Here is a 10501-nt window from a genome sequence, read left to right as displayed (position 1 = left end):
TAGATATCGGCACATCGACTAAATCCATTTTTATTCATTATTTACATCACTAGTTAGATTACACGATACAAATTAAGATGAATAAACGAGAAGTCTTAGTTTTATGTTGTTTGACATTATTAAAATAACTAAAAAAGGCTTCTAACATACATTTATGTCAGAAGCCTCTATCAATATAACTTTGAAGAAAACTTAGTTTCTCAAATCCGATTATCCATTTACCTTTTTATAATCTTCCAAAAATTTCTTCAATCCCGAATCAGTCAGCGGATGATTCAACAACCCTTTGATAGCACTCAACGGACAGGTAGCCACATCTGCTCCCACCTCCACACACTCGATGATGTGCTTCGTATTGCGGATAGAAGCCGCCAATACCTGAGTCTTGTAATCATAGGTGCGATACATACGTACAATATCACCAACAAGTCCTACCCCGTCTTCGCAAATATCATCCAGACGTCCGACAAAAGGCGAAACGTAAGTCGCTCCGGCTTTTGCAGCCAGCAATGCCTGTCCGACGGAAAATACCAATGTACAATTGGTCCGGATTCCTTTTTCTGTAAAGTACTTGATAGCTTTGATACCATCGGCAATGCAAGGCACCTTGACAACGATATGCGGATTGAGTGCGGCAAGCTCTTCCCCTTCGCGGATCATCCCTTCATAATCCGTTGCTATTACTTCCGCACTTACGTCAGCATTGACAATCTTACATATTTTAATGTAATGTTCACGTTGATTCTCCGTACCTTTAATGCCTTCTTTCGCCATCAGCGAAGGATTGGTAGTCACTCCGTCAAGTACTCCGAGGTCATACGCCTCCTGAATCTGCTCCAAATTGGCTGTGTCAATAAAAAACTTCATAATTCTATTTTTTAATGGTTAACTATCTGGTAGTCAAAGATAAGAATTATTTCTCATCTTTCCTAGATCAGGCAATGGTTATTGCCGGATCGAGGTAGACATCCTGAATAGCGTTTAATAATTCGACACCCTTATTCATCGGCTTCTGGAAGGCTTTACGTCCACTGATCAATCCCATGCCACCGGCACGCTTATTGACAACTGCTGTAATGACCGCATCACGCAAATCGGAAGCCCCATGAGATTCTCCACCGGAATTGATCAATCCGACACGTCCCATATAACCATTTGCCACCTGATAACGACAGAGATCAATCGGGTGTTCCGATGTGAGTTCCGTGTACATGCGTTCATCTGTCTTTCCGAAACCAATCGCTTTGAAACCACCATTATTGGTAGGAAGTTTCTGCTTCACAATGTCCGCTTTGATGGTAACTCCCAAACGGTCAGCCTGTCCGGTAAGGTCGGCAGCAGCATGATAATCAATAGCTCCTTTCTTGAAATCGCTATTGCGCAAATAACACCACAGAATGGTAGCCATACCGAGTTCATGGGCATATTCGAAAGCCTCAGCAATCTCTACCAATTGGCGGCGACTCTGTTCCGAACCGAAATAAATGGTTGCGCCTACTGCTACGGCTCCCATATTCCAAGCCTCTTTCACCGTACCAAATAATACCTGATCGTATGTATTCGGATAGGTCAGCAGCTCATTGTGATTCAACTTTACCACGAAAGGTATTTTGTGCGCATATTTACGTGCGACTGATCCCAAAATACCAAATGTAGAAGCTACTGCATTACAGCCTCCTTCGATAGCCAGCTTCACAATATTCTCCGGATCGAAATAAATGGGATTCGGTGCAAAGGATGCGCCGGCTGTATGCTCGATATCCTGATCGACAGGAAGAATGGACACATAACCCGTATTTGCCAGACGTCCATGCCCTAAAAGGGTTTGCAGGCTGTTCAATACTTTAATGTTTCGGTCCGAATCAATCCAGACTTTATCAATGGTATCCGGTGAGGGTATATAAATCAACGACTTATCAATGGTCTTACAGGTATGATCCAGATAATAACTGGTCTTATCTCCTAATAAATCAACTACTTTACTCATAACTTTATTTTTTTAATGTATAACAATTTATATACAGGCGATGAAGCCTGCTATTTTTTCTTCCCCTGATTGGCTACCGCTTCCATCAGCTTACGAATTTCTTCCGGATTGCCCAGGAAGTAATCATTGGCAACATTCAGGTTCTCGTCGAACTCGAATACATAAGGAACGGCAGTAGGAAGATTCAGTTTGATGATATCTTCATCAGAAATATGTTTCAAATGCTTAATGATACCTCGCAGACTATTGCCATGCGCGACAACCAGCAAGGTATGCGCATCTTTTAAAGCCGGGAATATATCCGACTCCCAGTACGGCATAATACGGTCGATGGTATCTTTTAATGATTCGGTACGCGGCAGTTCCGCATCGGATACTTCGTGATAGCGATAATCGAAACGCGGATTTCTCAAATCGCTTTCGGAAAGCGGATTGGGAGCTATATCATAACTGCGACGCCAGATCAGCACTTGTTCTTCTCCGTATTTCTCGGCTGTTTCCGCCTTATTGAGTCCTTGCAAATCGCCGTAATGCTTCTCATTCAGACGCCAGCTCTTCTCGACGGGAATCCAGTCCAGATTCATTTTATCAAGCACGCAGTTCAAGGTTTTGACTGCCCTTTTCAGATAAGAAGTGTAGGCTTTATCAAAGTTGAAGCCATATTCCCTCAACGTGACGCCTGCCTTTTCCGCTTCGGCAACTCCCTTTTCCGTCAGGTCTACATCCGTCCAACCTGTGAAACGGTTTTCTTTGTTCCAAGCACTCTCTCCATGACGAAGTAATACTATCTTTTTCATTCTTAATGGTCTCCTTTCTTCTTTTTATATATACAACATTTTGTTTCTCTACAAAGTTCACGAAAGAATCAGCAGGTATCAATACCTAAAAGTGATGGTTTATTGAAAAGAATTCAATAGAAATGACTATTTTTACGGACTAAATGAATATTCAACCGCCAACTTAAAACAAGTCAGACATTGGAAACAAGCAAACAGAAAGAATACACATTCCTGCAAAAACTGCTGAATAAAGCGAATATGGGATGGTGGGAAGCGGACTTAAAAACAGAAAGTTATGTATGTTCCGAGTTTATCTCCCGATTACTCGGGATAGACGAAGACGGAGTGATCAGTTTTGAAGATTTCAATAAACGTATCCTAAGGGAGGATCAGCACCATACTACCAGCTACTCTTTCGATAAATTGCAACAGAGCATTGAGGAGGTGTACCTGCTCGATACTCCCCACGGGGAAGTATGGATTCGCAGTAAAATATGCTTTCAGGAAACTGATGGGGAAGGAAACACCAAAATATACGGAATAGCAGAAACTCAAGATGGTCCACGCATGGCTTCCGCCTATCAGGCACTGCAAAACAGTGAACGTATCCTGCACAATATCTATAAAAACCTTCCCGTCGGCATTGAACTGTATAATAAAGACGGTTATCTGCTTGACTTGAATAAAAAGGAACTGGAAATGTTCCATATCACCCATAAAGAAAAAGTTATTGGTATCAATATCTTTGAGAATCCGGCACTACCCGAAGAAATAAAGCTAAAGATCAGAGATAATGAAGAGGTTGAATTCACCTTCCAATATGATTTTTCAAAAATCAAAGGATATTATGAATCGGAAAAAACATCCGGTTTCATTAATCTGACAACAAGAATAACAACACTTTATGATCATGACCGGCAGCCCATCAATTATCTGTTGATAAACGTAGATAAGACGGAAAACACCATCGCCTACAACAAAATTCAGGAATTTAAAAATTTCTTTGAACTGGTAGGAGATTATGCCAAGGTTGGATACGCTCATTTTGATGCGTTAAGCCGCAATGGTTATGCCTTAAGCAGCTGGTATAAAAATGTAGGAGAAGAGGAAGGCACGCCCCTACCGGAAATTATCGGTATCCATTCTCACTTTCATCCGGAGGACCGGGCTGTTATGCTCGACTTTCTGGCGAAAGTGGTCAAAGGCGAAAGTACGAAATTATGCAGGGATGTACGTATCCGCAGAGCCGACGGAAGTTATACGTGGACACGGGTGAATGTGTTGGTCCGCAACTACCGACCGCAGGATAATGTCATCGAAATGCTGTGTATCAACTTTGATATTACCCAACTAAAAGAAACCGAACAAATGCTTATCAAAGCCAAAGAGAAAGCCGAAGAAGCGGATCGTTTAAAATCGGCCTTCCTTGCCAACATGAGTCACGAGATACGTACTCCGCTCAATGCGATCGTCGGTTTCTCAAGTATGCTGGAAGAGGCGGAGGATCAGGAAGAAAAGCATCAGTATATCACGATCATAGAAGATAATAACAAGTTGTTGCTTCAGCTCATTTCCGATATCCTCGACTTATCGAAAATCGAAGCGGGAACTTTCGACATTATTCCTGAAAGAGTAAATGCGAAACAGCTTTGTAACGATCTGTTTCAGGCTATGCAAATGAAAACTAGTCCACAAGTAGAACTCCGCCTGAAAGATAATTTACCCGAACTGACGTTCACCAGTGACAAGAACAGACTTTATCAGGTATTACTGAACTTTGTGACTAACGCACTAAAATTCACTTCCGAAGGAAATATCACCATCGACTACCAAATAGACGGAAACGAAGTGAAATTCTCCGTTCAGGACACGGGAATGGGGATAGAGCCGGAAAAACAGGAAGCTATCTTCACCCGATTTGTAAAACTCAACAGTTTTATTCCCGGTACGGGACTCGGACTGCCTATCTGCCAAAGTATCGTCACGCAACTGGGAGGGAAAATCGGTGTGGAATCGGAACCGGGAAGAGGGGCTTGCTTTTGGTTCACCCATCCAATTAATTAAAGAAAAATCTCTTTTAAATTGCTCTGTCATCCCTCACTAAGTTCGGAATGGCAGAGCTAAACATTATTTTTCAGACAACAGTCCATTTTCATCGGTTTCTCTTCAGGAAAATACGGTCTGTAATAGTGCCCGGCAACTCTGATTCGTAGTGAGTCACCATAATCATCGTCTTGTCTTTGCGATGGCAGAAAGCCTCAATAATCTTCTTTACCCGACGACGGTTGTAAGTATCCAGACCGTGAAGCGGTTCATCCAGAATCAGCAGCTCCGGGTCCTTCACAAAAGCACGTGCCAGCAATGCCAGCCGTTGTTCTCCACTGGAAAGTTGCAAAAAAGGGTTGTCTTTCAATTCCGCAATACCAAATATATCCATCCACCATTCGCAGATGGCCATTTGTTCCGGCTGGGGACGTTTGTAAAGCCCGATGCTGTCATGAAGCCCACTGGCCACGATTTCAATAGCCGGCAGATTTTTGAGATAAGCACGATGCATCTCCGGACTTACATAGCCAATATGCTTTTTAATTTCCCAAATACTCTCCCCTGTACCCCGCTTCCGCCCGAAAAGGCTGATGTCACAAGCATATGATTGCGGATTATCCGCACAGACAAGGCTTAACAAAGTAGATTTTCCGGCCCCGTTTTCACCGCTCAATGCCCATTTCTCACCACGCCGCACCGTCCAGTCGAGATCTTTCAGAATAGTGCGGTCATCATAGCGAATGCTGACTTTATTCAGTTTGACCACTTCATCAGAATCGTAATTATTGCCATCATAGGGCAAATTGACGATACGCTGCTGTAACTCATCAAAAGAAACGGCTGCATCTCTGGAACGAAAAGCTTCCAGATAGGCCTCACGTTCCATTTTGGGGTACACCGTCATTTTATCCACAGGAATTACATGGGTAATAAATGAAGGAATATCATCCAGCATTGACAATACCAGAATAATCTGTACGGACGACATTTTTGTCAAGCGATCGAGTAAAGAAAACAGCAACTCGCGGGTAGGTGCATCCAGACCAATAAACGGATTGTCCATAATCAATACACGGGGAGCTGTCAGCAGAGTTTTGACCAGCTGGAATTTACGCAGTTCGCCACTGGAGAGAAGAATTATTTTCTTATCGAGCATCGGCTCAATGCGAAAAAGCTCAAACAGTTCTTGTTTCAGTTGTTCGTCCTTAATTTCTCCCAGCATTTCACGAACATCGGGTGCTTCGTCCTGATCGTGGGCGTTCCAGCGTTGCTGATAGTAATAATTAGCATCGGCAGCCCCGTAAGTGTCACGGAAAGCGATGTACTTCACATTATCATAGACGGTCTGGGTGGCAGCAGGAGAAAAGTCATATTGCAGCGTCCCTTCACGCAATGGGTATTTACCGATCAGCGTATCGACAAAAAGACTTTTTCCTCCTCCGTTGGGACCTACAATCGCAATGTGTTCTCCGGCTGAAATCGTTGCCGTGATGGGAGCAGCTAAACGCACAAGCGGGTTGCGTGCTACGCCCCCCGCTATGTTGAATGTATTTTGAATCATATTCTTCTATTCTGTTTGATTATCAAAAGACTGAATTTACTTATATAAAATCAAAGCCGACTGACTGGGAATAATAACTTCCGGCCCGTTTTGTATGCCTAATCCACGTACATCTATCACTCCGTCTTTACATACCACTGTATATTTACCAACCGGAATAGTAAGCCTGGCAGGAGTAGGACGAGAATTAAATGCGACGATGATATCTTCCCAATGATCTCCATTTGCATGGTCTTTCAGACGGAAAGCAATCAGGTTGCTTCCTTCCACAGGAAGAAATTCCAGATGTTTTCGAACCTGTCCTGCATCTCCCATGCGGAAGGCCGGATGAGATTTACGCAGATCGATCAATCGTTTATAATACATGAAAACATCTGCGCTGGTGGTTTTGCGCCGCCAGTCGATGGCATTCACTGCATCCGGGCTCTTATAACTATTGTCCACGCCTTGCTTATCACGCATGATTTCTTCTCCGGCGTAAATAAACGGAATACCTTGTGAAGTAAAGACCACAGTCTGTGCCAGTTTATCGAGACGTATAAGTTGTTCGGGAGTGATGTCCGGCATGCTTGCCTTCAGTCGGTCTACCAAACACAGCCCGTCGTGACAGGAAACATAACTGATCATTTGCACAGGCTGTTTCGCCCACGGCTTTTGAGTATAATTAACCGAATCGCACTGTACTTGCGGATGCTCGATAGCGCCTGCTATGCCGAACTTTACGCTCATCTCCCCTCCCGGAATTCCGGCAAGAAAAGCTCCTTTGCGCTTATCGCCTACAGGTCCGCAAAGCCCGTCACGCAGCTCGTCAGAAAAGACAGCAACTCCGGGTATCTGTGCTATATTTCCCTTCATTGCCAAGGAGTCAGCCGGATACTGAGGCGCCTCGGCAGCCCACCCCTCTCCGTAAATGCAAATGGTAGGATCGACCGCATTTACAGCCTTCCGTATCTCGTTCATCGTTTCTATGTCATGAATTCCCATCAAGTCGAACCGGAAGCCGTCAACATGATATTCTTTTATCCAATAAAGGACGGATTCTACCATAAACTTACGCATCATAAGGCGTTCGCTGGCAGTCTCGTTACCACAGCCTGAGCCATTTGCCAAGGTTTTATCTTCTTTCTGGCGATAGAAATAACCGGGAACGGTGCGCTCGAAGTTACTCTCATCGGTATTGAATGTATGATTGTACACCACATCCATTATCACACGGATACCAGCTTTGTGCAGTGCCTGTACCATCTGCTTGAATTCTTTCACACGAGTGGCGGGCTGATAGGGATCAGTGGCATAGGAACCATCGGGTACATTATAGTTTTGCGGATCATATCCCCAGTTGTACGAATTTTCATTCAGTCTGGTTTCATCTACCGAAGCGTAATCAAAAGAAGGAAGCAGATGCACGTGTGTCACGCCCAGTTCGATCAGATGGTCGATACCTGTCAGTAACTTGTCGGAGTTCATCGTTCCATGTTCGGTCAGTGCCAGATATTTTCCTTTATTCTTCACTCCTGAAGTAGAATCGACCGAAAAGTCACGGTGGTGCATCTCATAAATAATCATATCGGCGGGAGACTTCAAAGGAGGTCGGGTGTCACTCTCCCAACCGTCCGGATTGGTGGATTGCCAGTCGATAATAGCGGCCCGCTTCCCGTTTACTCCGACAGCACGGGCGTTTATTCCGGGAGTATCTCCCTGCCACTTGTCATCGATCTTCACATTGAAAGTATAGAACTTGCCAATAAGGTCCTTACTTACCACAGCTGTCCAGGTTCCTTCTTCCCCCGACTGCATCTTTACCGTTTCATAGGCATGTCCGCCCTCGCCTGCCTCATAAAGCATCAGACGTACTTCATCTGCCGTAGGCGACCAAAGAGTAAACTTCGTTGCCTCCGGTGTATACTCCATTTCAATCAGACTTCCTGTACGGACCGGATATAATTCATAAGACATATATTCCTTTTTCGCAGTAGTACAACTCATTACTGTCGTCACCGTAGTCACCCCTAATATCGCTAAATAATTGGTTCCCATTTTCATACTAAACCTCCCCTGCGGTACTCACACTACCTTCGCACTTACTTGTTTATTACTTTTCTCACTCCCAGCCTCTTTCATTGCGGGTTTATTTTACTTTATCGGGATTTTTCGCAATAAAATCTTTCCAACTGCTATATCCTTTTTCCATTGCCGGACGTCCCATTTGCAGAAAATGACAATAGGCTGCCGCCAAACCGTCCGTCGCATCCATAAAGGTAGGCATCTCTTCTTTGGGAAAATGCAGCATACGCTGCAGCATATCCGCTACTTGTTCCTTTGATGCCTGTCCGTTTCCGGTTATAGCCATCTTGATCTTCAAAGGAGCATATTCTGTGATCGGAATATCACGGCTCAATGCCACTGCCATCGCCACTCCCTGAGCACGTCCCAACTTCAACATGGACTGTACGTTCTTGCCGAAAAAAGGAGCTTCGATAGCCAGTTCGTCAGGCAGATAGCTTTCGATGATACTTAATACCCGTTCGTGAATATGCCGCAGCTTCAGATAATGATTGGCAAATTTACGTAAATCGATAATTCCCATCGCGATCATCTCAGGCTTAGTCCCTTTCACGCGCAAGACTCCATATCCCATGATGGTCGTACCGGGGTCTATACCCAAAATAATCTTTTCTTTTACCGGTTGAATCACTCTACTATCTCCATCAATGTCGGAAAACCGACTACTTTATCCTTGAATATTTTCGTAAGTTCGTCATTCAGCCGCACTCCCTGTTCCATGTGCCAGCGATGCAGCAATCCACTACTCTCTACTTCCCATTGCAGAGAATAAGAACTTCCGTCGTCCCGATGGCTCAGTATCCGACAGATACGCGGTGCTTTCAACGTCCCGTGTTTCTGTACTTCAGGTATATAGCTTTCCTTTATCCAAATCAAAAAATTATCGTGAACAGCATCGTCCACCTGAAAAGTTGTATTATAAATCAGCATATCATCTGTCCTTTCAATAAATTATTTTCCGCAAACATAGCAATTATTTCAGAATATTCCATTATATTTGCGCCAACAAAAGCAAAACGTTGACAAACGTTATATCAGTGGCATAAAAATGGGGCGTTAGCTCATCTGGCTAGAGCGCGACACTGGCAGTGTCGAGGTGATCGGTTCGAGTCCGATACGCTCCACAAAATGAAAAGAGTAACTTATGATAAGTTACTCTTTTTTTTATTTTAAACCTGTGATTGGCTTTGTAGCCAAGCTTCATTAAGACATTTATATTACCCCGAAATGTTTCAAAGCCTTGTAAAGTCCACTATTGTCCACCGTATCAGTGACAAAGTCGGCAACTGACTGAACTTTTTCGGACGCATTTCCCATCGCCACTCCTATTCCGGCGGCCTTCAGCATGGGGATATCATTACCGCCATCACCGCACGCCATTATTTCAGAAACTTTAACCCTGTAGTAATCGGCAAATAACGAGAGGCCGGTTGCCTTACTTGTCCCTGCAACATTAACATCAGCAAATAAAGGATGCCAGCGTGTTGCGGAAAGACCAGACAGAAGCGGCATTACTTTTTGTTCTGCTTCCTCATCAAAATAAAAACAAAGTTGACAGCATTCTTTTCTTTCAAACATCTCTTCGATGTCGACAACCGGCGGAACCGGATGCTCAACAATTCCGGCAATCTGTTCGACAGTCGGGGTAAGGCGATTGACAAATACACCTTCATTTAATTCGAGAGCGACTGCAAAATCAAATTCCCGTGCAAGCTCCATTGATTTTCTAAAATCCTGTGCAGGTATTGCTACTTTTCTTATCACACTTCCGTCACGCAATACACACTCTGCTCCATTAAGTGCAATAACTCCATCATACGGCACAGCATCAATCTCATGAAGATCACTTGCCGCTCTACCGGTAGCAATCACAATCTTAATTCCACTATCATGTACTTTTTTAAGAGCATCTATAGAGGATTGCGACACCTTATGAGTTTCAAAACTCAACAAAGTTCCATCTACATCAAGCAATAATACCTTTATCATACTATCTATATTTTTGTGCTACAAAGTTACTACAAAAAAGTGAAATGCGGAAAGTTATAGTGATAGAATTGAGTT

9 protein-coding genes and 1 tRNA gene are annotated in these 10501 nt (G+C 43.7%); 2 read left to right on the top strand and 8 right to left on the bottom strand.

Annotated features, from left to right (window positions below; all coding sequences use genetic code 11):
- Window positions 1–210 precede the first annotated feature (210 nt).
- The 3 genes from fsa to gpmA form a co-directional block, all read right to left on the bottom strand.
- Window positions 211–867, bottom strand: a complete 657-nt coding sequence (gene fsa, locus KTR07_RS27005; RefSeq protein WP_011107927.1) for a fructose-6-phosphate aldolase — start codon at window positions 865–867, stop codon at window positions 211–213.
- A 67-nt stretch (window positions 868–934) separates the two neighbouring features.
- Window positions 935–1987 (bottom strand): class I fructose-bisphosphate aldolase, encoded by a 1053-nt coding sequence (locus KTR07_RS27000; protein ID WP_008763387.1) that lies wholly within the window; start codon window positions 1985–1987, stop codon window positions 935–937.
- Window positions 1988–2037: 50 nt separating this feature from the next.
- Window positions 2038–2784: a 2,3-diphosphoglycerate-dependent phosphoglycerate mutase gene (gene gpmA, locus KTR07_RS26995; protein WP_011107928.1), complete on the bottom strand. Its 747-nt coding sequence runs from the start codon at window positions 2782–2784 to the stop codon at window positions 2038–2040.
- Between the two features lie 240 nt (window positions 2785–3024).
- Here gpmA and KTR07_RS26990 point away from each other — a divergent pair, with 240 nt between their 5' ends.
- Window positions 3025–4830, top strand: a complete 1806-nt coding sequence (locus KTR07_RS26990; RefSeq protein ID WP_011107929.1) for a PAS domain-containing protein — start codon at window positions 3025–3027, stop codon at window positions 4828–4830.
- Window positions 4831–4918: 88 nt separating this feature from the next.
- Here KTR07_RS26990 and KTR07_RS26985 read toward each other — a convergent pair whose 3' ends face one another.
- The 4 genes from KTR07_RS26985 to KTR07_RS26970 form a co-directional block, all read right to left on the bottom strand.
- A complete protein-coding gene (locus KTR07_RS26985) occupies window positions 4919–6373 on the bottom strand; it encodes an ATP-binding cassette domain-containing protein (protein WP_011107930.1) in 1455 nt (484 codons plus the stop codon).
- 36 nt (window positions 6374–6409) lie between these two features.
- Window positions 6410–8416: a type I pullulanase gene (gene pulA / locus KTR07_RS26980; protein ID WP_011107931.1), complete on the bottom strand. Its 2007-nt coding sequence runs from the start codon at window positions 8414–8416 to the stop codon at window positions 6410–6412.
- Window positions 8417–8501: 85 nt separating this feature from the next.
- On the bottom strand, window positions 8502–9068 hold the full coding sequence (gene ruvC, locus KTR07_RS26975; RefSeq protein WP_008763383.1) for a crossover junction endodeoxyribonuclease RuvC: 567 nt from the start codon (window positions 9066–9068) through the stop codon (window positions 8502–8504).
- Window positions 9065–9367 (bottom strand): DUF4286 family protein, encoded by a 303-nt coding sequence (locus tag KTR07_RS26970; protein WP_008767861.1) that lies wholly within the window; start codon window positions 9365–9367, stop codon window positions 9065–9067. The genes ruvC and KTR07_RS26970 overlap by 4 nt, the downstream gene beginning before the upstream one ends.
- A 120-nt stretch (window positions 9368–9487) precedes the next feature.
- Here KTR07_RS26970 and KTR07_RS26965 point away from each other — a divergent pair.
- Window positions 9488–9561: transfer RNA gene (locus KTR07_RS26965), tRNA-Ala, on the top strand.
- An 88-nt stretch (window positions 9562–9649) separates the two neighbouring features.
- On the opposite strand, the gene KTR07_RS26960 is transcribed toward KTR07_RS26965, so the two are convergent.
- A complete protein-coding gene (locus KTR07_RS26960) occupies window positions 9650–10426 on the bottom strand; it encodes a Cof-type HAD-IIB family hydrolase (protein WP_011107932.1) in 777 nt (258 codons plus the stop codon).
- Between the last annotated feature and the right edge of the window lie 75 nt (window positions 10427–10501).

Source organism: Bacteroides sp. MSK.20.82, assembly GCF_019052485.1.
Lineage (GTDB): Bacteria > Bacteroidota > Bacteroidia > Bacteroidales > Bacteroidaceae > Bacteroides > Bacteroides thetaiotaomicron.
This window is presented reverse-complemented; position numbering and strand designations above follow the sequence as displayed.

What these genes read in the sequence shown, in the direction of transcription:
- fsa (WP_011107927.1), bottom strand. Translation starts at nt 867, where the DNA reads ATGAAGTTTTTTATTGACACAGCCAATTTGGAGCAGATTCAGGAGGCG.
- KTR07_RS26960 (WP_011107932.1), bottom strand. Translation starts at nt 10,426, where the DNA reads ATGATAAAGGTATTATTGCTTGATGTAGATGGAACTTTGTTGAGTTTT.
- gpmA (WP_011107928.1), bottom strand. Translation starts at nt 2,784, where the DNA reads ATGAAAAAGATAGTATTACTTCGTCATGGAGAGAGTGCTTGGAACAAA.
- KTR07_RS26985 (WP_011107930.1), bottom strand. Translation starts at nt 6,373, where the DNA reads ATGATTCAAAATACATTCAACATAGCGGGGGGCGTAGCACGCAACCCG.
- KTR07_RS26990 (WP_011107929.1), top strand. Translation starts at nt 3,025, where the DNA reads ATGGGATGGTGGGAAGCGGACTTAAAAACAGAAAGTTATGTATGTTCC.
- KTR07_RS26970 (WP_008767861.1), bottom strand. Translation starts at nt 9,367, where the DNA reads ATGCTGATTTATAATACAACTTTTCAGGTGGACGATGCTGTTCACGAT.
- pulA (WP_011107931.1), bottom strand. Translation starts at nt 8,416, where the DNA reads ATGAAAATGGGAACCAATTATTTAGCGATATTAGGGGTGACTACGGTG.
- KTR07_RS27000 (WP_008763387.1), bottom strand. Translation starts at nt 1,987, where the DNA reads ATGAGTAAAGTAGTTGATTTATTAGGAGATAAGACCAGTTATTATCTG.